Source organism: Streptomyces sp. NPDC044003 (assembly GCF_056435185.1).
Genome location: NZ_JBWKFA010000003.1, coordinates 885,464 through 908,296, shown reverse-complemented (window position 1 = coordinate 908,296; position 22,833 = coordinate 885,464). Strand labels below are relative to the sequence as shown.

Below are 22,833 nucleotides of genomic sequence, written 5' to 3'. Positions count from 1 at the left end.
AGCCTACCGTGCCGGAGTACGGCGGGGTCGACCGTCAGACCGCGGGGCCCGGGATCTGGAGTGCCCGGGTGTTGCGCTCCCAGCCGGACCACACGTCGGTGTCCGTGCAGTAGGCGCAGCCGGGCCCGAAGAACATCCCGCGGGCGTTCTCGTCGCCCATCAGCCAGAACCGCAGCCAGGCCGTGGTCGGGGCGCGGAAGTCGCCGCCGTCCCCGATGGAGCTGAGGTGGCCGGCGCCGCGGACCTCTCCGTAGACGGCGGGGACGTGGGACGAGTCCCGGTACAGCGCCTGCACGAGGGCCGGCCACACCGTCAGGTCGCGCTCGCCGGCCAGGTAGAAGACGGGCTCGTCCATCAGGTCGGGATCGGTGAGCGGTCCCGGCTGGATGGGGACGGCGGTGTCGACCCGAGGATCGACGGCGGCGTTGACCGCGGCCGCGCCGCCCTGCGAGTGGCCGGCGGAGCCGATGTGTTCGAGGTCGACCTTCCGGTAGAAGGGGCTGGAGCTGCCGGCGTTCCGGTGCTCCAGTACGTCGATCCCGGCGCGCATGCTGAGCGCGAAGTTGGAGGTGGGGGTGTTGGCCGCGGCCACGATGAAGCCGTGGCTCGCCCAGTGGCGAAGGAGGGAGCTGTAGATCCCGGGCACGGCGCCGGTGCCGTTGCCCCAGATCACGACCGGGTGGAGCTCTCCTCGCTGCCCCATGTCCTTCGGGTGGTAGAAGGTGTGCACCGCCTCGATGTCGACGGTCACCTCGTACGGGCCCGGCTGGTCCCAGGCGGTGCCGACCGACGGGATCCGGCCGGTCGCCGGCTCCGTCGCGCCGGCGGTCCCCGGCCCGGTGTACGCCACCGTCAGGAAGGCGAGCAGCAGGCCGCCGAGTGCGCGGCCCCAACTCCGTGACATGTGAACTCCTTTGCGGATGCGGCCCGTTGCGCGTCCTCGCAAGCGTGACCAGCGCAATGATCGAGCTGTCCGGGGCCGTTGTCTGTCGGCAGGAGCCCAGTCCTGCCGGGGACCGGCTGGGCAGTCGCCCAACGGCGGTCGCCCGCGGTCCGGGACGGAACTACGCCGTCCGGATCTTGTCCCCCCATATCAGGAACCGTTCTCGCACGACGGCCCTCCTGATCCGTGGACACAGGGGGTCACGCGCGACACCGGCGCGGTCCCTCGCCCGCGGCCCGATCCTGCCGGTGCCGGGCCCCACGATCCGGAAGAAGCCGAGGAATCACCGTGCCCCTGTCTTCGCACCGCCGCCTGGCCGTGAGTGCCACTGTGCTCGCCGCCCTCGCGACGGGTGTCGCCCCAGCCACCAGCGCGTTCGCCGCTCCCCTCGCCCCCGACGCGAGGACCGCCCCCGTCGCGAGCGCCGCCCCCGCGGTTCCCGCCCCGGACATGGAGGGCGTGGTCGCGGCGCTCGACTCGGCGATGGCCAACGGCGCGCCGGGGGCGATGGCCCGGTTCACCGGCCCCGAGGGGGTCGAGAGCCGGACCGCCGGGGTCCGGGACCGGGTGTCGGGGGCGCCGATGGACATCCACGCGCGGTTCCGGATCGGCAGCGTCAGCAAGACGTTCTCCACGGTCGTGCTCCTGCAGCTGGTCGAGGAGGGCCGGCTGGAACTCGACGCGCCCGTCAACCGCTACCTGCCCGGGCTGCTCCCCGACGACCGCATCACGGTCCGGCACCTCCTCACCCACCGCAGCGGGCTCGCCGACTACACGAACGCGATGTTCAACGACACCGTGCCGGGCTTCGAGGCCGTACGGAACCGGGTGTTCAGCTACCAGGAGCTCGTCGACCTGTCCCTGAGCGAGCCCCGCACCACCGAGCCCGGCGTGGCGTACAAGTACTCCAACGCGAACTTCGTGGTCGTCGGCATGCTCATCGAGAAGCTCACGGGCCGGCCGGTGTCCGACGCGTACGAGCGGCGCATCTTCAAGCCGCTGAAGCTGCGCGGGACGTCGTACGTCCACCCCGACACACGCATCAAGGGCCTGCACGTCCAGGGCTATCTGCACCCGGACGCGGCCGGGGAACCGCTCGTGGACTCCACGGAGCAGACCGTGTCCTGGGCGCAGTCCGCCGGTGCCGTCATCTCCACCCCGGCCGACCTGAACACCTTCACCAGCGCGCTGATGCGGGGCCGGCTGCTGTCCCCGGCGATGCTGGAGGCGATGACGACGGTCACGCCGACGGACACCACCAACACCCGGTTCTACGGTCTCGGCCTGCGCCGTTACGACCTGTCGTGCGGCACCCGGGTGTACGGGCACACGGGCACCGTGCAGGGCTTCTACACGTACGCCTTCTCGACCCGCGACGGCCGGCGCAGCCTGTCGGCGATGGCGAACACCTCGAACCACGGCGAGGCCAACACGGCGCTCGGCGGGACCCTGGAGGCGGCCTTCTGCGGCAAGAAGCCGGCGGTGGCGCCGTCCTCGCGCGCCGCCTCCTCGGCCGCGGCGGGCGACTTCTCGCCGCTGCCGGCGGAGCGGGACCTGCCGGAGCGCCACTGACCGTGGAGCAGGACCTGCCGGAGCGCCACTGACGGCGCCTCGGCAGGGTTCCGGTGATCAGGCCCGGTACTCGGTGAGATCGATGGCGTAGACCCGCAGGGGAACGCCGAGGACCGGGTGGCTCGTCTCCCGCTCCGGCACCATGCCGAGCTTGCGCATGACGTTCTCGGAGGCGCGGTTGCCGGTGTGGGCGATGGCGACGACCCGGTCGAGCCCGCGGTCCTGGAGGGCGAACTCCAGGACCGCGTGCGCGGCCTCGGAGGCGTACCCCTGGCCCCAGAACTGTCGGCCCAGACGCCAGCCGATCTCCACGTCGGGGAGCACCTCCGGCAGGAACTCCGGCACGGAGAGTCCGGCGAAGCCGATGAGCTCGCCGGAGCCGAGGAGCTCGACGGCGAAGATCCCGAAGCCCTCCTCGTCCCACTCCTCCTCGTACCGCTCGATGGCTTCCGCGGTCTCTTCCAGGTCCCGGACCGAGCCGTCGCCGATCCACCGCATGACCTCGGGGTCGGCGTTGATCTCCGCCATGGGGACGAGGTCGTCGTCGCTCCAGCGGCGGAGGAGGAGTCGGGGGGTGAGGATCTCGGTCATGACCCCATCCTGACGTATGCGGAGCCCGGTCTCACGAGGGAGGGCGGGGGCCGCCGCGAGCGGGTCAGCGGTAGTACGGCTCGACCACGGCCCGTACCTCGTCGAGCAGCGCGGGGCCGTCCTGCGGTACGGGCGGGCGGCCGCTGCCGGGGCGGATGGCGAGGAGCTGTTCGTTGGAGAGGGCGTACACGACGCGGCGCAGGCCCGCCTGCCGGACGGCCGCTTCGCACATGCCGCAGGGCTGGCAGCTGGTGTACATCGTGGTCCTGGCCGCCGTGGCCGGGTCGAGTTCCCGGGCCGCCCACCGGGCGAGCTTGAGTTCGGGGTGGGCGGTGATGTCCCGCTCGGTGAGGGTGGTGTTGTGCTCCTCGGCCAGGACCGTCCCGTCGGATGCCGCGAGGAGCGAGCCGAACGGCGGGTTGCCCGACTCCCGTGCCGTGGCGGCGAGGGCGATGGCGCGGCGGAGGAGGGTGTGGTCGTCGGCTGTCGTCATGACGGCTCCGTTCGGGTGCGGTACGTGGAGAGGTGCGCGGCCACGGTGGCGAGCGCCTGCCAGGCGGCCTGCGGGTGCATGGTGTCGCGGGGGTCGCCGCTGTACGGATCGAGGACGACGGCCTCGGTGCCCATGTGTCGCAGCTGGTCGAGGTCGTCCATGATCTGTTCGATCGTGCCCTCCCCCGCGAGGCGGTCCGGTCCGGCGACCGGGGCGGTGGTGAGCCTGAGCGCGATGCGAGGGGCCAGGGCGGGTTCCGGACGGTGCAGCTCGTCCGCGTACTCCTTCAACCTTGCGGCGCCTTCGCGCAGCTGCGGCAGGGTACGGCGCAGGGGGTGCCAGGCGTCCCCGAACCGTACGGCGCGGCGCAGGCCCGGGTCGCTGTGGCCGCCGATCCAGACCGGGATCCGGCGCTCTCCGTGGGCGGCGGTGTCGGCCCAGGCCTCGCGCAGGGCCCGGAGGTGTTCGTCGGTGATCCGTCCCCGGCGTTCGAAGGGGATCCCGAGGGCGGCGAACTCCTGCCGTGCCCAGCCCACCCCCACGCCGAGGACGAGCCGGCCGCCGCTCAGGGCGTCGAGGTTGGCCGCCATGCGGGCGGTGAGCATCGGGTGCCGGTAGGGGGCGATGAGGGCGGTCGTGCCGAGTCGGACGCGGGTGGTGACGCCGGCCAGCCAGGACAGGGTGGTGAACGGCTCGTAGAAGGGGGCCGGGTAGCGCTCGGCCACGTCGGGTGTGATGGCGATGTGGTCCGAGACCATCAGCAGGTCGTAGCCGAGGCCTTCCACGGTCTGGGCCCAGCTGCGCAGCATTCCGGGGTCGGCGCCGGGGCCGAAGTTGAGGATGTTGACTCCGATCTTCACGCGGCAGAGGCTAGCCAGGCGCGAGGGGTGATCTGAAGTGATTCCCGCCTGTTCAGGGGCCGTTCGGCCGTGGATTCGCCGGTAATCTGATCGGATGACCGAGAGTCTTGATGCGACGGACTGGGCGATCCTGACGGAGGTTCAGCGGGACGGCCGGATCGCGTACACGGAGCCGGCACGGCGGGTGAACCTGAGCGCCTCGGCGACGAAGGAGCGGGTGCGGCGCCTGGAGGAGTCCCGGGTGATCACGGGCTACCGGGCGGAGGTGGATCTGGAGCGCATCGGGTACGCGGTCCTCGCGGTCGTCCGGCTCAAGTACCCGGGGACCCGGCACGAGCCGCTGCGCCGGCTGCTCGGCGAGCGCTCGGAGATTCTGGAGTGTCTCCGTACGACGGGGGACGACTGCTACGTCCTCAAGGTCGCCGCCACGTCGATGGCGCACCTGGAGGAGATCGTGGACGCCCTCGCGGAGTTCGGCAGCACGACCACCGATCTCGTCTTCAGCCGCCCCCTGCCGCTGCGCGGTCCGAGCGAGCCCGGGTTCCCGTGACGACCCGGCAGTCCGCCGTGGACGAAGGAAACGCCCCGGAGGCGGCGGCTGCCTCCGGGGCGTTTCCGTGTCGCTGACTACTGGACGATCCTCAGGAGGCGGTTCGGGGAGCCGCTGCCCGGGCTGGTCACCTTGTTGGGCGTGGCGCCGTTGATCAGGGCGGTGGCGACCTGGGCCGGGGTGGCGGAGGTATGGCCCGAAGGGGTGGGGCGGGCGCGACTGTGGGGGAGTGCACGTGGGGCCACGTACACGGTCGGGACCGGTGTGTCCGGTCCCGGCGTGATCAGCAGCCTGGCCGCTCCACGGGCGTGCCTCAAGGGAGTTGGGGTCTTGTCATGCATCCGCCATACGCCTGCAATCGAACCCCCGTCGAACCCGGTTCACCTGGCTGAATCAGGCGCTCCGGTGGCCGGGAACCGGGCCCGCCGTGCCGTCCGCGAGCGCGTCGGCGAGGGCCGCCGCGAAGCCGTCCGGGTTGTCCAGCATCAGGTTGTGCCCCGCGCCGGACACCTCGGTCACCGGAATGCCGAGCGCGGCCACCTTCTCCGCGTCGGCGTCCGGCAGGCTCAACTCCCCCACCAGGAAGGTCCTGGGCACTCCGAGACCGGCCAGCAGGTCGCCCGGCGCGGGCACGCTTCCCTCCACCAGGGCGACCGCGCTGCGATGGACGGCCCTCGGGTCGGCCAGCCGCAGCCGGGCGGCGTAGTCCGGGCGGTCGGTGTCGGCGAGCATCCGGGCGAAGCCCTCCGCGACGAACGCGTCCTCGTCCTGGGCGGCCACGGGCGAGCTGAACGCCCCACCGCCCGCGTACAGGTTCGGCTCCGCCACCACGAGTCGCGCGACCAGATCGGGGCGGGCCGCCGCCAGGTGGATGACCACGGCACCGCCCATCGAGTGCCCGACGAGGTCCACGCCCGAGACACCGAGGTGGTCCAGGACGGCGGCCACCGCCGCCGCCTGGGACTCCATGCGGTAGTCGAAGTCCGCGGGCCGGTCGCTCAGCCCGTAGCCGAGCAGATCGACCAGCACCGCCCGGCCGCCGCCGAGCGCGGGATGGGCGGCGATGTGGGCGAAGTCGGAGGCCGCCGTGCACCCGAGCCCGTGGACGAAGACCCGCACGGGGCCCTCCCCCGGCAGGTCGATCCACCGGATGTACGCCCGCTCAGCCGCCAGGAACAACTCCCGCATGCCGCTCTCTCCCCTGTGTCGCGCCGCTGTCCTACTGTCAGGAGCCACCCTACGAGCGGGTACTGACAACGCCCTCCGGAACGGCTGCCGCCGCGGGCGCGCGGTGTCGGATAGCGTCGGCGACAAGCAGGCCGGCGCCGCCGGACGCCCTCCGAAAGGACGCACACCGATGCCCCTCGAAGGCGAGTACGAGCCCAGCACGACGACGTGGGTGCGCGAGCAGGTCGAGCTGTACGAATCGTCCGGCGGCACCGACGGCACGACGATGCGGGGCCTTCCCGTCGTCCTGGTCACGAGCCTCGGCGCCAGGAGCGGCAAGCTCCGCAAGACCCCGCTCATGCGGGTCGAGCACGAGGGCGCGTACGCGCTGGTCGCCTCCAACGGCGGCGCGGTCAAGCACCCCGTCTGGTACCACAACCTGGTCGCCGCGCCCCTGATCGAACTGCGCGACGGCACGCGCGCGTGGGACATGAAGACCCGTCTGGTGACCGGCGAGGAGCGCCGGGCCTGGTGGGAGCGGGCGGTCGCGGCGTTCCCCGACTACGCCGACTACCAGCGCAAGACCGACCGCGAGATCCCCGTCTTCGTCGCCGAGCGGACCGAGTAGGGGGTGCTGTGCGGGACCTGCCCGACACCCCTGGCTCGCGCCGTGTCGGTCCTGCCCTCCGTGCGGGGCCTCCTGAGTGTGCTTCAGGAGGCCCGGCCGGACGGGGTCACGGTGCCAGGACCGCCAGGAGGTGGGCGACCTCGCGGGCCACGGCCGCGCGGGCCGGGGTCAGGTAGTGGCGCGGGTCGACCGTGGCGGGGTGCTCGGCGAGGTGGGTGCGGACGGCCTCGGTGAAGGCCTTGTTCAGATGGGTGGAGACGTTCACCTTGGTCATGCCCGCCGTGACCGCCTCGGTGAGGTGCGGGTCCGCGACGCCCGAGGAGCCGTGCAGGACGAGCGGGACGTCCACCGCCGCGCGCAGCCGGGCGATCAGGTCGAGATCGAGTACGGCGTCCCGGGTCACCATCTGGTGGGAGCTGCCGACCGCGACTGCGAGGGCGTCGACTCCCGTGGCCGCGACGAAGGCGCGGGCCTCCTCGGGGTCCGTGCGCACCCCGGGGGTGTGGGCGCCGCCCTTGCCGCCGACCTCTCCGAGTTCGGCCTCGACCCAGACGCCGTGGCTGTGGCAGTACTCCACGACCTCGCGGGTCGCGGCGACGTTCTCCGCGTACGGCAGCTTCGAGGCGTCGAACATGACCGAGCCCAGGCCGAGCGCGACGGCCTCGCGGACGAGGTCGGGGTTCTCGGCGTGGTCGAGGTGGACGGCCACGGGGGTCTTGGCGGCGCGGGCGACGGCCAGGGAGGCGAGCGCGACCGGTTCCAGGGCTCCGTGGTAGCGGACGGTGTTCTCGCTGATCTGGAGGACGACCGGCCGGTCGGCGTTCTCGGCGCCGGCCACGATGGCCTGGGCGTGTTCGAGCTGGAGGACGTTGAACGCCCCCACCCCGGTGCCCGCGGCGCGGGCGCGGCGGACGATCTCGTCGGTGGGCGTCAGCGGCATGGTGCGTCTCCGGGGTGGCGGGCGGGTGCGGGGCGGCGGTCAGGCATGGACGTCGGTGAGGACGACGGAGCGGGTCAGGTTCCGGGGGGTGTCCGGGTTCAGGCCCTGGGCCTCGGCGACGGCGACGGCGAGGCGCTGGGCGCGGACGAGGTCGGCGAGCGGGTCGAGGTCGCTCTCGGCGAGGGTGCCGCCCACCTTGCGCACCTCGTCCGCGAGTCCGGCGGGCAGGGCGCCGAAGCCCCAGGTCACCCGGCCGGGGCCGGTGATGCTGATCGGGCCGTGGCGGTACTCCATCGCCGGGTACGCCTCGGTCCAGGCGCCGGCCGCCTCGCGCATCTTCAGGCCCGCCTCCAGGGCGAGTCCGTAGGTCCAGCCGGTGCCGAGGAAGGTGAACTGCTCGGCCGTGCGCACGCTCTCGTCGAGCGGGGACGTGACGGCCCCCTCGGCGTCCCGGGCGGCGTCCTCGATGGTGCCGAGCCCCTCCGGGAGGGCGTCCTCGGACTCCAGGTGCGCGCGGAAGAGGGCGAGCACGGTGGTCGCGAAGCGGGTCTGGACGACGGACTCCTCGTCGGCGAAGTCGAGGACGGCGACCTCGTCGGCGAGGTCCATCACCGGGGTCGTGGGGTCGGCCGTGATCGCGCCGGTGGGGACCGTGCCGCGCAGCCGGGACAGGACGGCGAGGACCTCGCTGGTGGTGCCGGAGCGGGTGATGGCCACGACGCGGTCGTAGCGGCGGCCGTAGGGGAACTCGGAGGCGGCGAAGGCGTCGGTCTCGCCGTGGCCGCCGGACTCGCGCAGCTCCGCGTAGGCGAGGGCCATGAACCAGGAGGTGCCGCAGCCGATCACCGCGACCCGCTCGCCGCGTCGGGGCAGGGCCGCGACGTGCTGGGACAGGGTGCGGGCCGCCTGGCGCCAGGTCGCCGGCTGGGAGGCGATCTCCACGGCGGTGCGGGTGGTGGTCATGCCGATCTCCTTGCAAGAAGAGTGCGCGATGATGATGGAAGTTGCTTGAAGACGCCTCCATTCAAGCAGAAACATGCATCCTCTTTCCAGATCCCGCGCCCCGCGGCGGCTAGAATCGGACGCGCGCACGAGCGGGGTGATCATGCGGGCGCGGCCCCGGTGGAGGGAGGGACCCATGTCCAAGCACGAGCGGTGGAACACGCTTCTGGAGCTGCTCGCGGCCTCGGGGAAGCTGGAGGTGGAGGAGGCGGCGACCGCGCTCGACGTCTCCGCCGCGACGATCCGCCGGGACCTCGACGAGCTGGCCGAGCAGCAGCTGCTCGTACGGACGCGGGGCGGGGCGGTCGTGCACGGCGTCTCGTACGAGCTGCCCCTGCGGTACAAGTCGACGCGGCACGCGCCGGAGAAGCGGCGGATCGCGGAGGCGGTGGCGGATCTGGTCGCGCCCGGCGAGGTCGTCGGGCTCAACGGGGGTACGACGACGACGGAGGTCGCGCGGGCGCTCGCGCTGCGGTTCGCGAGCGGCCGGACCGAGGCTCCGGGAGCGGCGGTGGCGGCCGGACCCGCGCTGACCGTGGTCACCAATGCGCTCAACATCGCCGGCGAGCTGGCGGTGCGTCCGCAGATCAAGATCGTCACCACGGGAGGTGTCGCGCGCCCCCAGACCTATGAGCTGGTGGGTCCGCTGACGGTCGGGGTGCTCAACGAGGTCGTGCTCGATGTGGTGGTGCTCGGCGTCGACGGGGTCGACGCCGAACTGGGCGTGATGGCGCACCAGGAGGACGAGGCGAGCATCAGCAGGCTCTTCGCCGAGCGGGCCAGCCGGGTCGTCGTGGTGACCGACTCCTCGAAGATGGGCCGCAGGGCGTTCGCACGGATCTGTGGTCTGGACCGGATCGACCTGCTGGTGACCGACACCGGCATCGCGCAGGAGACGGTCGCCCAGCTCACCGAGGCCGGGGTGAAGGTCCTCACCGTCTGAACCATCTGGCTCATTGGTCTGAAGATGAACCAATCGAGAGGCTCTGCCTCCAAGGCCTCTGTGTATTCATGCAGTAATTACCGCACGGCTGTATACCTTTAAGCTCCCCTCCCTCATCATGTCTCCGACGTGCCGCTGGGGCACACCGTGACAGGAGAGGCGGGGCATGATTCCCATCAGCCGCAGAGGGTTCGTCGGGATCGGCGCGGGGCTCATGGCGGGGGCCGCGCTGCCGCCGGTCCAGGCGTCCGCCGCCGCGAGCGCCGCGACCGGCACCCTCACGGACGTGAAGCACGTGGTGATCCTCATGCAGGAGAACCGCAGCTTCGACCACTACTTCGGCACCCTCAAGGGTGTGCGGGGCTTCGGCGACGGCGCCGCGGGCAACCTGCCCGGCGGCTGGGGCATGTTCAACCAGCCCAACTGGGGCGGCCGCCAGTACCCCTGGAAGCTCAGCGACACGCCGCCCGCCGGCGGCGTCGACGGCGAGACCCTCGCGCAGTGCAACGGCGACCTGCCGCACAGCTGGACCTCGCAGCACGCCGCCTGGAACAAGGGACGCCTCGACAACTGGGTCACGGGCGTGGGCAACACCCGGACGCTCGGCCACCTCGACCGCGGGGACATCCCCTTCCACTACGCGCTCGCCGACAACTACACGATCTGCGACGCGTACTTCTGCTCGACGCTGAGCGCCACGGGCCCCAACCGCACCTTCCTGTGGAGCGGGAAGATCGACGGCTCCAGCAAGGACGGGGGCGACGAGTCGGGCCTCACCTGGGAGTCGTACGCCGAGGCGCTCCAGCGCGCCGGGGTGAGCTGGAAGGTCTACCAGAACGCCCAGGACAACTACGGCGACAACGGCCTCGCGTACTTCAAGAAGTTCACCGACGCGCGGCCCGGGGACCCGCTGTACGACCGGGGCATGGCCTCGGTCCCGAAGGTGACCGGCTCGACCCCGGACGACATCGCCGCGGCGATCCGCGCCGACGTCGTCGCGGGCACCCTGCCGCAGGTGTCCTGGGTCGTCGCGAGCGAGGCCTTCTCCGAGCACCCGTACGCCCCTCCGGGGGACGGCGCCCACTTCGTCGACCTCGTCTACCGCGCGCTGGCGGCGAACGCCGAGGTGTTCGACTCGACGGTGCTGTTCCTCAACTACGACGAGAACGACGGCTTCTTCGACCACGTGCCGCCGCCGGTCGCCCCTCCGGGCACCGCGGGCGAGTACCTGGACGGTGTGCCGATCGGTCTGGGCTTCCGCGTCCCGATGATTGTCATGTCCCCGTGGACCCGGGGCGGCTGGGTGAGCTCGGAGGTCTTCGACCACACCTCGGTGCTGCGCTTCATGGAGACCTGGACGACGGCGCTCGGCACCCCGGCCACCTGCCCCAACATCAGCGCCTGGCGGCGGAAGGTGACGGGCGATCTGACCGGCGTCTTCGACTTCGCCCACCCGGTGTACGGAGTGCCCGCCGGTCTCCCCTCGACGGCGAAGGTCATCGGGCAGGCCACCTGCGGCCCGCTGCCGAATCCGGCGCCCCAGAACAACGCGCTGCCCGCCCAGGAGTCCGGCACCCGTCCGGCGCGCGCTCTGCCCTACCAGGTGAACGGCAACCTCGACCGCTTCGAGTTCGGCGCCGCGGGCAAGATCCTGGCCTGGTTCTCGATGACCAACCAGGGCGCGGAGGCCAAGCGGTCGGCGCACTTCTCGATCCACCCGCACCAGTACCGGGACACGGCCGCCTGGCAGTACACCGTCGACCCCGGCGGCACGGCCACCGACTACTTCAACATCGGACTCGGCTCGGGCTCGGGGAAGTACGACATCTCGATGATGGGCCCCAACCGCTTCCTGCGCCGGTTCATCGGGGACGCGTCCAAGGCGGGCAAGGCCGTCGAGGTGGCCGCCCGGTTCGCGCCCGAAGCCGGGACGGGCAAGACGGCCCTGTGGTTCAAGATGACGAACACCTCGGCCGGTCCCGTCACCTTCACGATCCGCTCGAACGCCTACCGCTCCGACGGCCCGTGGACGTACACGGTGCCGGCGAACTCCAGCCGCGAGGACTTCTTCAACGCGGTGGCGTACAACGGCGGCTGGTACGACTTCACGATCTTCGCCGACATCGACGGCACCTGGTCGCGCCGGTACACCGGGCACATCGAGACCGGCGCCGCGAGCGTCAGCGGCTGATCTCTCCCCGGGATGCGGGCGGCGGCTATATGGTCGCCGCCCGCATCCCGGGCATGGTGTCAGCGGTCGGCGTGCGCGGCGCGAGCGTGGAGTCAGCGGTCGGCGTGCGCGGCGCGAGCGTGGAGTCAGCGGTCGGCGTGCGCGGCGCGAGCGTGGAGTCAGCGGCCGGCGAGCGCGGCCCGGCGGACCGTGGCGTCGAGGAGGGCCACCGCGTCGGCGGCCGTACGGCCGGGGGCCCGGTTCCACGGCCCGATCAGCCCCTGCCATCCGCGCGAGCGCAGCTCGGTCATGATCCAGGCGGCCGCCTCGTTCATGGTGTCCGCGCCGCCGTAGCCCAGCCGGTGGGCGGCGAGCAGAGCGCCGCAGAGACACCGTGCGCCGCGTGCGTCCCGCAGCTTGTACGGGGCGTTCTGCCAGCCCCACTCCGTCAGCACCAGGCGCGCGTAGCCGAGGTGGACCGAGGGGCGCAGCTCGGCCTGACCGATGCGGCGCCAGGCATGCAGCCGGTCCGGGAGGACGGCTCCGAGGCGCCCCGGAAGCCGGCGCTCGACCGGCAGCGTCGGCGGCAGGGCGGCGAGCGCGTCGGCGACGAGCCGGTCCACCGGCACGCTGAGCAGCTCGCGCCAGCCCTCCTCCGCCGGCGGTGACGGCTCCGGGGCGGTCCAGTCGGTGACGATCCGCTGCCAGGTGGCGCTCTCGAAGAGGGCGGCCGCCTCGCGGTCGAGGGTGTCGGGGCTGAGCTGAACAGTGGAAGGCGGCATGGGGGTGGCTCCTGGGTCGACTCCCTCCATCTTTCAAGACGAATGTCGGTTTTGCGACTTTTGCGCGCGCCCGGAGAGTCGCCCGACCGAACACCCCATCGCGGGGATTTCCCCCCTAATTACCCACCCCGGAATTACGCCCCAAATTCGGACATTGCACTCCGGGTGACGCGACTCACTTATACGACCCGGCCGCTCGACGATGCCCTCCCCCACCCCGTACCGGGCAAGGAAGTTCGACACCCCGGGGACTGCATCGATCTTGAATTCCCCGAATTCATTGATCCATTTCCCGGCACCCGGCATCCACTCCTCTTGTTATCCGTCGCATTACTGGCCTACGGTCACCTCCATTCGAGCGGAACGCCCAATCCTGCCGCCGCTCGGTAAACCTCCCTTTTCACCCGACGGCAGGAGCGGGGGACCCACGAATACGCCGGTCCGGAATCCGGAACGGCTCGGGGTGAAGCCGCGTGCGCGCGGCCGGACATCTCCCGTCCGAACCCGACAGCTCACCCCGCAGGCGCCGGAGAGGACACCCGTCATGCCTGCTCACGGTAAGCACCGCCGCCCCCGCCGCGTCCGCGTCCCCCGCGGCCTCGCCCTGGTCGGCACCGGTGGCGCCGCCCTGACCCTGCCCCTCGTCGCCCCGGCCGTCGCCGGCGCGGCACCCGTCTCCGGCGCGCCGCAGATCGCCGCCCAGTCTTTCGCCGCCCCCGCCGCGCCGGTCGCGGCCAAGGCGCCCGCCGCCCCGGCCGCCGCGCACACGTACACCGTCGTGAGCGGCGACTCGCTTTCCCTGATCGCCCACAAGAAGGGAATTCAGGGCGGCTGGAAGAGCCTTTACCGTGCCAACAAGAGCGTCGTGGGTGACAATCCGTCACTCATTCGCCCCGGTCTCGAACTGACGATTCGTCGGGATTCCGCGAAGGCGGCCTCCACGAAGGCGAAGAAGTCCGCCACGACCGAGCGCGCGAGCCGCTCCGAGCACCGGTCGGCCACCCCCGCCGGCGCCTCCGCCGCCGCGGCCGCCCCGGCCGCCGTCAAGGCCGCCCCGGTCGCCGCCACCAACTACGCCGACAACCTCGACGGCTGGATCCGGGAGTCGCTGGCCATCATGGGCCAGCACGGCATCCCCGGTACCTACGACGGGATCCTCCGCAACGTCATGCGCGAGTCCTCCGGCAACCCCCAGGCCATCAACCTCTGGGACTCCAACGCCGCCGCCGGCACCCCGTCGAAGGGCCTGCTCCAGGTCATCGAGCCGACCTTCCTCGCCTACCACGTGCCCGGCACGTCCATGGACCTGTTCGACCCGGTCGCCAACATCACCGCCGCCTGCAACTACGCGGCCGACCGCTACGGCTCCATCGACAACGTCAACTCGGCGTACTGACCGCCTGCCGCCGGAAGTGCTCCTGGAACCAGGAGGTGGCGAGGTCCGCCACCTCCTCCAGGGCACCCGGCTCCTCGAAGAGGTGACCGGCGCCGCCCACGACGGAGAGCCGGTTCTCACAGCGCAGCAGGGCCAGCGCCCGCCGGTTGAGGTCCAGGACCAGCGCGTCCGCGCCGCCCACCACCAGGAGCGTCGGGGCGCGCACCCGGGCCAGGTGCTCGGCGGCGAGGTCCGGCCGCCCGCCGCGTGAGACGACGGCGCTCACCGGGGACGCGGGATCTCCCGCCGCCCACAGCGCCGCGGCCGCGCCCGTGCTGGCGCCGAAATACCCGAACGGCAGTCCCGTGCTCTCGGGCCGCGCGGCCAGCCACTCCGTGGCCCCGGCGAGCCGCCCGGCCAGGAGCGGGGTGTCGAAGACATGCGCCCGGTCGGTCGCCTCCGACTCGGTCAGCAGGTCGAAGAGCAGCGTCCCCAGGCCCGCCCGGTTGAGCGCCGCGGCGACGGCCCGGTTCCGCGGGCTGTGGCGGCTGCTGCCGCTGCCGTGGGCGAACAGGACGATGCCGCCCGCGTCCTCGGGCACCGCGAGGCGCCCACTCAGGGTGACCCCGCCGACCGGGATCCGGACGTCCGTGTCCCGCACGACAGGGGCCCGCGTGGCCCTGTTCCGGTCCAGGCAGGCGATGACCTCGGCGTCCGGGGTCTGCGAGAAGTCCCGGTAGAACTGCCCGATCGCGAAGAACAGCTCCGGCGCGTGCACGCTGACGGTCTCGTCGGCCTCGCCGCCGAGGCGAGCCGTCCAGCCACGCGGCGCCACCGGGACCGCGAGGACGATCCGGGCCGCGCCCCGGGCCCGTACCACCCGGCAGGCCGCCAGCGCCGTGGCCCCGGTGGCCAGCCCGTCGTCGACCACGACGACCGTCCGCCCTTCGAGGGGCACCGACGGCCGGCTCCCCCGGTAACGCAGGCCGCGCTGCTCCAGCTCGGCGTGCTCCCGCTCCTCCACGGCGGCGAGATCACGCTCGCCCACCCGGGTCTCCCGGAGCACCCGCTCGTTGAGCACCCGCACACCGCCCTCCCCCAGCGCCCCCATCGCGAGCTCCGGCTGGTGCGGCACCCCGAGCTTCCGCACGAGACAGATGTCGAGCGGCGCGTCGAGGGCGTCGGCGACCTCCGCCGCCACCGGGACGCCACCCCGTGGAAGCCCGAGGACCACGACGTCCTGGCCCTTGAGGTGGTCGAGGACGGCGGCCAGCTGCCGCCCCGCGTCCGTCCGATCGCTGAAGAACATGGTCCGCCGCCCTTCCGCCTGCGCGGCTCGGGCCCGGGGAGGAACGGTGTGCCCGTCCCCTGCCCGTCTCTCCAGAGTAGTCGGGCCGCCCCGGTCGGCGGCGCCGCTCGGCCGGGCGGCCGGCGCCGGACCGGTCAGCGGGACTGCAGGGCGTCGAGGGCCACGGCCTGGGCTATCGCAAGGCGCCGGTCGAGCTCCGGGTCGGCTATGTCGAGCACGTACCGGTCCCGGATCCCGAACAGCTTGTCGACCGACATGACGGAGCGCCCGCCCTCGGCGAAGTCGAAGTGGTACGGCACGACGAACGGAACGAGGTCCGTGAAGGGCAGGAACTCCCAGGCCCGCCGCAGCAGCGCCACCGTCTCGTTCCGCTCCTGTCCTGTGGCCTCCTGTCCCTCGCCCTCCCGGCTCAGGTGCCAGGTGCTGCGCAGCAGGGACGCCCCGAAGTTCTTCCGGAAGCCGCCCAGTCGGATGCCGGACGCCGCGAACACGTCGTACGTCGCGCCCAGGTCGATGACCTGACGCGCCTTGAAGGTGAAGAGGACCTGGCGCTGCGAGTCGTCCGTGTAGAAGGTGACGTGCTCCTTGAGCGCCATCCTCTTCTGGTGGGCGAAGGCGACGAGTTCGGCCTCCTCGCCGTCCGGGCCCATGGTGTGCACCATGTAGCGGTTGGCCATCGGCGTCACCTTCTGGCGTACGAGGAAGCGCTGCTGTGACTGTGCGAGGCCCATCGGTCGTGCTCCTGGCGGTCGTGGACGGTCCATGGAGGACCATCCCCTGAGGTCGTGAGCACGATGTTCCTTTGCCGAGGGGCCCCGCCGCTGTCCTCGAAAGTCGTCGGTTCCGTCGACGTTCGGATGAGAGTCGGCGTGGGGCCGGGAGAGGCCGGACCCGCGGCCTCAGGCGCCCAGGAAGGCCTCGATCGCCTCGGCGAGGGCCTGCGGGGTCTCCTCCGGGGCGTAGTGCCCGGCGTCCTTGAGCACTTCGAGACGCGCGTTCGGGTACCAGCGCAGCCAGGTGGCCTCCATCGCCTCGGTGCCGAGCGCGGGGTCGTGGGCACCGACGACGAGCAGGACGGGGACGGGGTTGTCGCGGACGCGCTCGTGGAAGTCGGTGCGGGACCAGGAGTCCAGGTAGGCGCGGAAGGCCGTCGCGGAGGAGCGGGTGACGGAGCGGTCGACGAGTGCGCTCAGCCAGGCTTCGTCGTAGCGGCCGCCGGTGGTGTTGTCGATGATCGCGCGGCGGTTGGCAGGTTCCTCGGCGGCTCCGGCGAAGAGCTCCCAGGTCTCGCCGTCGAGCGGGAAGCCGGCGGCGGAGACCGGTGACACGCCGATGATCGAGCGGATCCGGTCGGGGGCGTCGAGGAGCATCAGCTGGGCCGCCTTGCCGCCCATCGAGTGGCCGATGACGGAGAAGGAGTCCCAGCCGAGGTCGTCGGCGACCGCCAGGGCGTCGGCCGCGACCTCCTCCATCGTGTAGGCGCCCGCGTGGTCGAGGGCCTCGCCGTAGCCCCGGCAGTCCACGAAGGCGTATGTGCCGCGGGTGTCGTCGAGGTGGTCGCGCAGGGGCGCGAAGCTGGTGCGGTCACCGAACCAGTTGTGCAGCACGAGGGCCCTCCCCGGGCCTTCGCCGTGTACGTCGTACGGAAGAACCTGGCCCGTCATCGTGCCCCCTGCTCGCGAGGTCTCGCCGCCGCACACGGACGGCGGCGGTCGACGACCGAGTGTGACGGGGCGGGCGCGTGGGGTCAACACCGTAGGCCGGGGCGCGCGGGAGCGTGTCGGGCCCTCGGTCCGAAAGGCACGTCTGGTGGTGATTCCCGGCGCCCACCCGGGTCCGGGATGCGGGTGCTTTCGCCTGGGGCGCATCCTGGCTGTGTGACCTCGCACGGCGCGTCCGGCCCCGGCCCGGCGGGCGGCACCGGGCGTCCGTCCGGGAACGGCACTGCCGACGGGCCTGCTTCCGGCGCGCTGACGTGGGCCCTCGCGGAGGCGGCGCTCGCGGCGGTGGAGGAGGTCGGCGGTTACGCGGGCGGGGTGTACCTGCGCTCCGGCACCCCCGGCCTGCTGCGGCTCGCGGTCCTGGTGGGGCTGCCGGGGCCCTTGTTCCGCCCCTGGTGGCGCATGCACGCGAACCGTCCGTTCCCCGTCGCCGAGGTGCACCGCTCCGGGCAGTCCGTCCACCTCTCGGACGTCGACGACGCCATGCGGCGCTTCCCTCAGCTGGTGGCGAGCCTGCCGTTCCCGTTCGCCTCGCTGTACGCGCCGGTGGTCGCGGGCCGTGAGCGCTTCGGTGTGCTCGTGGCGCTGCGTCCACCGACCCCGGGAGTGCCGGTGAACGCGCGGGACCGGAACCGCATGACGCAGGACGCGCTCCGTCTCGGCGGGGCCCTGGCCGAGCTGGACCGGCAGGGGACGGAGGTCGAGTGGCCCGGCGACCCGGTGTGCGTGCAGCTGCCCACCGGTTCGGGTCCGCCGGTCCGGTTCGGCTCCTTCTCCTGGGACCTGGACACGGGCACGGTCACGCTGGACGACGGGCTTCTCGCCATCCTCGGGACGGGGATCGGCTCGCCCTGCTCGATCGAGGGACTGACGGCGCTCCTCGATCCCGAGGACGGGTACGCGTTGTGGGCGGCGGCCCGGCAGGCGACGGGCGCGGACGGACGGCCGCCGGTCCGCAGGATCCGGCTGAAGGGTCCGGACGGCGGCCTGCACCTCCTCGAGGTGTCCGCGCGGGCGCGGCGGACTGCGTCGGGGACGGGGCCTCCGGGCGGCGGGCGGCTGGAGGGCACGCTCGTGGACCTCGGTACGGGTCTGGTGGGCTCGGACGCCACGGACCGGCTGCCTCGGGCGATTCTGGCCGTCGACCGGCTGGGCCGCGTCACGTACGTCAACGAGCGCACGGAGCGCCTCCTCGGCCGGCCGCGCACGGCACTGGCGGGGCGGACGCTGTGGGAGGTGCTGCCCTGGTTCGCCAACCCCCTCCACGAGGAACAGCTGCGCGCCGCCCTGCTCTCCGGCGAGCCGGTGCGCTTCCTGGCCCACCCGGGCCGGGGACGTTGGTTGTCGGTCTCGCTCCACCCGGGCCGGGACGGGCTGACGATGGTGCTGGTCCCCGAGGAGGATCCGGCGCCACCCGCGGCGGCATCGCGGGTCGAGCGGCGGACGGGCGAGCGGCGCTCGGACAAGGCCGTGTCCGCGAGCGAGCGGCGGACGGATGACGTGCTGTCGGCTCCCGGCGACCGAGCGGCGGCGCTCTACCGGCCGGTGGCCCTGGCGATCGCGCTCTCCGAGGCGGTGACGGCCCGCCAGGTCTCCGCGGTGGTGACGGAAGAACTCCTTCCGGCGTTCGGCGGACGCCAGCTGGCGATCTATCTGCTCAGCGACCGCCGCCTCTACCTGGCCTGGGAGACGGGTTTCCCGCCGGGATTCCTCGAACCCTTCGACGGGGTGGCCCTCGACGCCCGGGTGCCGGGTGTGGAGACGCTGACGACCGGCAGGCCGCTCTTCTTCGAGTCCATGGAGCAGCTGGGTCTGGCGTATCCGGACCTCCCGATGGACGCGAACTCGGGCGCGCGGGCCTTCCTGCCCCTGATCGCCTCGGGCCGGCCGGTGGGCTCCTGCATCCTCGGCTTCGAAACGCCGCGCGGCTTCAGTGCGGAGGAGCGGACCGTGCTGACGGCGCTCGCGGGGCTGATCGCGCAGGCCCTGGAGCGGGCGCAGAGGTACGACACGGAGTCGGCGGTCGCGCGGGGGCTGCAGGACGCGCTGCTCCCGCACCGGCTGCCGGTCCGGGACGGGGTGGACACGGTGGGCCGCTACCTGCCGGGCACCCAGGGCATGGACGTGGGCGGCGACTGGTACGACGTGATCGAGACCGGGCATGGGCGGCTCGCCCTGGTGATCGGCGACGTGCAGGGGCACGGGGTGGCCGCGGCGGCCACCATGGGGCAGCTGCGCAGCGCCGTCCGGGCGTTCGCGCTGGGGGGCCATCGGCCGCAGGACGTGATGCGGGGCACCAACCGGCTGCTGATCGACCTGGACCCAGGCCAGTTCGCGAGCTGCTGCTACGTACTGCTCGACCCGGACACGGGGGACGCGCGCGCGGTGCGGGCCGGGCATCCGCAACCGCTGCTGCGGCGGCCGGACGGGACGACGGAGCAGGTGGACCTGGCGGGTGGGATGGTTCTGGGGGTCGACACCCGGGCCTCGTACCCTGTGACGCGGCTGCAGCTGGCGCCGGGGGCCGTCCTCGCGCTGTTCACGGACGGTCTGGTGGAGCAGCCGGGCAAGGACATCGACGAGGGGATCGAGCGGCTGAGCAGCGCCTTCGCCGCGACGGGTGCGCTGCCGCTGGCGGAGACGGCCGACCGGCTGATCCGGGAGGCACGGGCCGCCACGTCCCGGCCGGACGACATCGCGCTGCTGCTCGCGGCGCGGTGGGCGGAGAGCGGCTGAGCCTTCCCGGTCCGTCACCCGGTCGGGCCCGTGGCGCTGGTCGGGGGCCGGGGGCGCGGGGAGGCTGGGTGGTGCCGCGCCGATCAGGCCGGCCGAGCCAGGGCGGCAGCCCGAGGAGGACACGTGCAGCAGGACAAGCAGCCCGAGTACGGCCCCGTGGTGTTCCGTGACCGCTCGGCGGGGTACGCGTTTCTGACCCGGTCCACCGCGACCAGCGACCGGACCATCGAGTGGGACGACGGCAACACGTACCCGGTGATCGACGTCGAGATCTCCTCCGAGAGCCACCCGTTCTACACGGGCACGGCACGGACCGTGGACTCCGAAGGCCGGATCGCCAAGTTCCAGCGCCGTTTCGGCGAGGAGGAGTGACCTCGGGAGGACCCCGAGAAAGTCGCTTCTGAAACTGGCCGGAAGGTGGCCAGTTTCCCTTCCAGGATGAGGTCACGAAGACGGCGGGGCGCTCGCGCTCCGCCACCGACTCCCTGGAGGGGAACAGCTGTGATCGTGGTGACCGGAGCGACCGGAAACGTCGGGCGACCGCTGGTGGAGCTGCTGGCCGCGGCCGGCGAGGAGGTCACGGCGGTGAGCCGCCGACCTGCCGGGGCGCTGCCCGCCGGCATGACGCACCGGCAGGGCGACCTGGCCGATGTCGAGGGCCTCAAGGGGCTGTTCGAGGGTGCCAAGGCCGTGTATCTGCTCGTCGCGGGGCTCGGGGACGAGCTGCGTCCGCGCGAGATCGTGGCGGCGGCGGTGACCTGCGGGGTACGGCGGATCGTGTTCCAGTCCTCGCAGTTGGTGGGGACGCGGACGGATTCGGTGTCGCACGAGATCCTGCGCGCGTTCGAGACGGCGGTACGGGAGTCGGGCGTCGAGTGGACGGTGCTGCGGCCCGGCGGCTTCGCGTCCAACGCCTTCCTCTGGGCCGAGCCGGTGCGTTCCGCCCGTACCGTCATGGCCCCGTTCGCGGACGTGGCGCTGCCGGTGGTGGACCCTGCGGACATCGCCGAGGTCGCGGCCGCCGCGCTGCGCGAGCCGGCGCACGCCGGGCGGACGTACGTCCTGACCGGCCCGGTCGCGGTCTCGCCGCGCGAGCAGGTGCGGGCTCTGGCCGGCGCGCTGGGTGCTCCGGTGGAGTTCGTGCCGCAGAGCGCGGGTGAGGCGCGGGCGCAGCTGGTGCGGTTCCTGCCGGAGGACGCCGTCGACGGGATGCTGTCGGTGATGGGCGAGCCCCGTGCGGAGGAGCAGCAGGTGAGCCCCGACGTGGAGCGGGTGCTCGGGCGGCCGCCGCGGCCGTTCTCGGCGTGGGCGGAACGGAACGCGCACGCGTTCGCCTGAGGCGGAGAACGGGGGAACGGCGAAGGCGGGGACGCGGGTCCGATGGACCGCGTCCCCGCCTCGGCCGGGTGGGTGAGCGAAGGCGCCGGGCCGTCACTCAGATCCCGAACGAGATCAGGCGTCGGCCTTGACGATGCCGGACTCGGCGACCTTGATGGCGACCTTGGTGGCGCCGGAGGCGGAACCGAGGGACTCGATCTTCTTGACCAGGTCCTGGCCCTCGACGACCTCACCGAAGACGACGTGCTTGCCGTCGAGCCAGTCGGTGACGATCGTGGTGATGAAGAACTGCGAGCCGTTGGTGTTGCGGCCGGCGTTCGCCATCGAGAGCAGGAACGGGCGGTCGTGCTTCAGCTTGAAGTTCTCGTCCTCGAACTTCTCGCCGTAGATGCTCTTGCCGCCGGTGCCGTTGCCCCGGGTGAAGTCGCCGCCCTGCAGCATGAAGTTCGGGATGACGCGGTGGAACGGGGAACCGGCGTAACCGAAGCCGTGCACACCGGTGGCGAGCTCGCGGAAGTTCTGCGCCGTCTTGGGGACGACCTCGTCGAACAGCTTGAAGGTGATGCGGCCCGCGGGCTTGCCGTCGATGGTGATGTCGAAGTAAACGTTGTCGCTCATGGGGACATCCTGTCATTAGTCACACACGGCGCGCGCACGGGCTGCCTCCTAGTGGGTCACGGCGTGCCGGTGCCCCGCGTTCCACGGGGAAGGCGGGGCACCGGCCGTCACGTGGGAGGTGGGTCAGAGCAGTCCGCCGCCCTGCTGGTTCTGGAGGGCTCCCTCGGCGCCCTCGACGGTCTCGTGGAGGACGGTCGCGGTCTGGTCCTCCTGGAGGAGGCCCGTGGTGCCGGCCAAGGGGTTCTCCGCGGCGCTGGCCTGCGGCGGCGGGGTGACGATGGCGGTGACGACGCCTGCGGCGAGGGATGCGATGGCGAGCATGCTGCGCTTCTTCATGCCCTGGTCAACTACTGAGACGCCGTCGGGTTACGGTCGGCCGGGCTCGGATCCGCGCACGGGGATCGATCGCGGTCGCCCTCTGACCCAGGCGAACAGCAGCAGCGAGGCGACCGCCGCGAGCGCGCACCAGGTGGAGACGAACGCGGTGCGCCAGAGAAGGGCGCAGACGAGCGCTCCGGCGCCGGTGAGCAGTCCGAGGGCCCGAAGGAGCCGGTCGCGGGCGAGGAGGAGGGCGCCGACGGTGGCGAGCAGGTATCCGGCGAGGACCACCGGCGCGTACGGCAGGTCGACCGCGTAACCGAGGGTGTGGCCGCGGATCCCGGCCGAGACGGGGCGGGTGACGAGGCGGTACGCGAGGACGGCGGCGGTTGCGAGGCCGACGCAGAGCGGTACGAGCAGGCGCGGCCGGTCGGCGGGGCGGGCGGCCGTCAGGACGCCGAGCGGCACCCAGACGGGCAGCAGGGGAAGGGCGATCACGGCCCAGGCGAGGGTGGCGGGCCCGGTGCCGCCGTCGGCGTGCCAGACGGCGGCCTCCACGATCTGGTGGGCGCCGAGGAGCAGTGGCAGGGCCGCGAGCGGCGCGTCGCCGGGGCGGCGTACGGAGGCCAGGGAGGCGACGCCGACGGCGCCGATCCCGAGGCCCGCCCAGAGATCGGCGGTCGCACTCCAGCACATGACGAACTTTTACCCCATAACCGCCATATACCCCATACCAGGCGGAACCGTATGGTGGTGAGGGATGTCTCTGCCAGTGAC

General features: G+C 72.5%; 24 protein-coding genes and 1 riboswitch. Of the genes, 9 read left to right on the top strand and 15 right to left on the bottom strand.

All coding sequences use genetic code 11. The features are described from left to right. Positions 1-34 precede the first annotated feature (34 nt). A complete protein-coding gene (locus AC07AW_RS16060) occupies positions 35-904 on the bottom strand; it encodes a poly(ethylene terephthalate) hydrolase family protein (RefSeq protein ID WP_478816044.1) in 870 nt (289 codons plus the stop codon). 327 nt (positions 905-1,231) lie between these two features. Here AC07AW_RS16060 and AC07AW_RS16055 point away from each other — a divergent pair, with 327 nt between their 5' ends. After that, positions 1,232-2,515 carry a serine hydrolase domain-containing protein gene (locus AC07AW_RS16055; protein WP_478816043.1) on the top strand — a complete coding sequence of 428 codons (1,284 nt, stop codon included), beginning with the start codon at positions 1,232-1,234 and terminating at the stop codon, positions 2,513-2,515. Between the two features lie 57 nt (positions 2,516-2,572). Here AC07AW_RS16055 and AC07AW_RS16050 read toward each other — a convergent pair whose 3' ends face one another. The 3 genes from AC07AW_RS16050 to AC07AW_RS16040 form a co-directional block, all read right to left on the bottom strand. After that, the gene (locus tag AC07AW_RS16050) at positions 2,573-3,106 is read right to left on the bottom strand and encodes a GNAT family N-acetyltransferase (protein ID WP_478816042.1); all 534 of its coding nucleotides are present in this window, start codon (positions 3,104-3,106) and stop codon (positions 2,573-2,575) included. A 64-nt stretch (positions 3,107-3,170) separates the two neighbouring features. Continuing rightward, positions 3,171-3,599 (bottom strand): nucleoside deaminase, encoded by a 429-nt coding sequence (locus AC07AW_RS16045; RefSeq protein WP_478816041.1) that lies wholly within the window; start codon positions 3,597-3,599, stop codon positions 3,171-3,173. Next, positions 3,596-4,459, bottom strand: a complete 864-nt coding sequence (locus tag AC07AW_RS16040; RefSeq protein WP_478816040.1) for an LLM class flavin-dependent oxidoreductase — start codon at positions 4,457-4,459, stop codon at positions 3,596-3,598. The genes AC07AW_RS16045 and AC07AW_RS16040 overlap by 4 nt, the downstream gene beginning before the upstream one ends. A gap of 94 nt (positions 4,460-4,553) precedes the next feature. Between AC07AW_RS16040 and AC07AW_RS16035 the strand changes: the two genes are divergently transcribed. Beyond that, entirely contained in the window at positions 4,554-5,009 is a 456-nt protein-coding gene (locus AC07AW_RS16035; protein ID WP_478816039.1) for an Lrp/AsnC family transcriptional regulator, read from the top strand. 77 nt (positions 5,010-5,086) lie between these two features. Here the strand turns inward: AC07AW_RS16035 and AC07AW_RS16030 are convergent, their stop codons facing one another. Next, on the bottom strand, positions 5,087-5,326 hold the full coding sequence (locus AC07AW_RS16030; RefSeq protein WP_478816038.1) for a hypothetical protein: 240 nt from the start codon (positions 5,324-5,326) through the stop codon (positions 5,087-5,089). A 76-nt stretch (positions 5,327-5,402) separates the two neighbouring features. Further along, positions 5,403-6,197: an alpha/beta fold hydrolase gene (locus tag AC07AW_RS16025; RefSeq protein ID WP_478816037.1), complete on the bottom strand. Its 795-nt coding sequence runs from the start codon at positions 6,195-6,197 to the stop codon at positions 5,403-5,405. Positions 6,198-6,366: 169 nt separating this feature from the next. Between AC07AW_RS16025 and AC07AW_RS16020 the strand changes: the two genes are divergently transcribed. Then, positions 6,367-6,804: a nitroreductase family deazaflavin-dependent oxidoreductase gene (locus AC07AW_RS16020; protein ID WP_478816036.1), complete on the top strand. Its 438-nt coding sequence runs from the start codon at positions 6,367-6,369 to the stop codon at positions 6,802-6,804. Between the two features lie 106 nt (positions 6,805-6,910). Here the strand turns inward: AC07AW_RS16020 and AC07AW_RS16015 are convergent, their stop codons facing one another. Both AC07AW_RS16015 and AC07AW_RS16010 read right to left on the bottom strand, forming a co-directional pair. Further along, positions 6,911-7,744 (bottom strand): class II fructose-bisphosphate aldolase, encoded by an 834-nt coding sequence (locus AC07AW_RS16015; protein WP_478816035.1) that lies wholly within the window; start codon positions 7,742-7,744, stop codon positions 6,911-6,913. A 39-nt stretch (positions 7,745-7,783) separates the two neighbouring features. After that, positions 7,784-8,707, bottom strand: coding sequence for an SIS domain-containing protein (locus tag AC07AW_RS16010; protein WP_478816034.1), 924 nt, complete (start codon positions 8,705-8,707; stop codon positions 7,784-7,786). Between the two features lie 175 nt (positions 8,708-8,882). Between AC07AW_RS16010 and AC07AW_RS16005 the strand changes: the two genes are divergently transcribed. Further along, complete coding sequence (locus tag AC07AW_RS16005; RefSeq protein WP_478816033.1) at positions 8,883-9,689, top strand: DeoR/GlpR family DNA-binding transcription regulator; 807 nt, start codon at positions 8,883-8,885, stop codon at positions 9,687-9,689. A 166-nt stretch (positions 9,690-9,855) separates the two neighbouring features. Further along, positions 9,856-11,880, top strand: a complete 2,025-nt coding sequence (locus AC07AW_RS16000) for a phosphocholine-specific phospholipase C (protein ID WP_478816032.1) — start codon at positions 9,856-9,858, stop codon at positions 11,878-11,880. Between the two features lie 158 nt (positions 11,881-12,038). Here the strand turns inward: AC07AW_RS16000 and AC07AW_RS15995 are convergent, their stop codons facing one another. Further along, complete coding sequence (locus AC07AW_RS15995; RefSeq protein ID WP_478816031.1) at positions 12,039-12,641, bottom strand: DUF6197 family protein; 603 nt, start codon at positions 12,639-12,641, stop codon at positions 12,039-12,041. Between the two features lie 382 nt (positions 12,642-13,023). Beyond that, positions 13,024-13,180: riboswitch (cyclic di-AMP (ydaO/yuaA leader) on the top strand. Positions 13,181-13,185: 5 nt separating this feature from the next. On the opposite strand from AC07AW_RS15995, the gene AC07AW_RS15990 reads away from it, so the two are divergent. Next, complete coding sequence (locus AC07AW_RS15990) at positions 13,186-14,037, top strand: LysM peptidoglycan-binding domain-containing protein (protein WP_478816030.1); 852 nt, start codon at positions 13,186-13,188, stop codon at positions 14,035-14,037. On the opposite strand, the gene AC07AW_RS15985 is transcribed toward AC07AW_RS15990, so the two are convergent. The 3 genes from AC07AW_RS15985 to AC07AW_RS15975 all read right to left on the bottom strand — a co-directional run bounded on the left by AC07AW_RS15985 (position 14,021) and on the right by AC07AW_RS15975 (position 16,989). After that, complete coding sequence (locus AC07AW_RS15985) at positions 14,021-15,325, bottom strand: phosphoribosyltransferase family protein (protein ID WP_478816029.1); 1,305 nt, start codon at positions 15,323-15,325, stop codon at positions 14,021-14,023. The two genes, AC07AW_RS15990 and AC07AW_RS15985, sit on opposite strands and share 17 nt — an antisense overlap. A gap of 134 nt (positions 15,326-15,459) precedes the next feature. Further along, complete coding sequence (locus AC07AW_RS15980) at positions 15,460-16,056, bottom strand: LURP-one-related family protein (RefSeq protein WP_478816028.1); 597 nt, start codon at positions 16,054-16,056, stop codon at positions 15,460-15,462. A 168-nt stretch (positions 16,057-16,224) separates the two neighbouring features. Continuing rightward, positions 16,225-16,989, bottom strand: a complete 765-nt coding sequence (locus tag AC07AW_RS15975) for an alpha/beta fold hydrolase (protein ID WP_478816027.1) — start codon at positions 16,987-16,989, stop codon at positions 16,225-16,227. Between the two features lie 213 nt (positions 16,990-17,202). On the opposite strand from AC07AW_RS15975, the gene AC07AW_RS15970 reads away from it, so the two are divergent. The 3 genes from AC07AW_RS15970 to AC07AW_RS15960 all read left to right on the top strand — a co-directional run bounded on the left by AC07AW_RS15970 (position 17,203) and on the right by AC07AW_RS15960 (position 21,120). After that, positions 17,203-19,782: a SpoIIE family protein phosphatase gene (locus AC07AW_RS15970; RefSeq protein ID WP_478816026.1), complete on the top strand. Its 2,580-nt coding sequence runs from the start codon at positions 17,203-17,205 to the stop codon at positions 19,780-19,782. 123 nt (positions 19,783-19,905) lie between these two features. Beyond that, the gene (locus AC07AW_RS15965) at positions 19,906-20,154 is read left to right on the top strand and encodes a type B 50S ribosomal protein L31 (RefSeq protein WP_392151502.1); all 249 of its coding nucleotides are present in this window, start codon (positions 19,906-19,908) and stop codon (positions 20,152-20,154) included. Between the two features lie 129 nt (positions 20,155-20,283). Continuing rightward, positions 20,284-21,120 carry an NAD(P)H-binding protein gene (locus tag AC07AW_RS15960; protein WP_478816025.1) on the top strand — a complete coding sequence of 279 codons (837 nt, stop codon included), beginning with the start codon at positions 20,284-20,286 and terminating at the stop codon, positions 21,118-21,120. Between the two features lie 114 nt (positions 21,121-21,234). Here AC07AW_RS15960 and AC07AW_RS15955 read toward each other — a convergent pair whose 3' ends face one another. From AC07AW_RS15955 to AC07AW_RS15945, 3 genes are all read right to left on the bottom strand, one after another. Then, entirely contained in the window at positions 21,235-21,738 is a 504-nt protein-coding gene (locus tag AC07AW_RS15955) for a peptidylprolyl isomerase (RefSeq protein ID WP_478816024.1), read from the bottom strand. 123 nt (positions 21,739-21,861) lie between these two features. Next, on the bottom strand, positions 21,862-22,059 hold the full coding sequence (locus tag AC07AW_RS15950; protein ID WP_478816023.1) for a hypothetical protein: 198 nt from the start codon (positions 22,057-22,059) through the stop codon (positions 21,862-21,864). Positions 22,060-22,104: 45 nt separating this feature from the next. Next, positions 22,105-22,752: a DUF6629 family protein gene (locus AC07AW_RS15945; protein WP_478816022.1), complete on the bottom strand. Its 648-nt coding sequence runs from the start codon at positions 22,750-22,752 to the stop codon at positions 22,105-22,107. Positions 22,753-22,833: the final 81 nt, after the last annotated feature.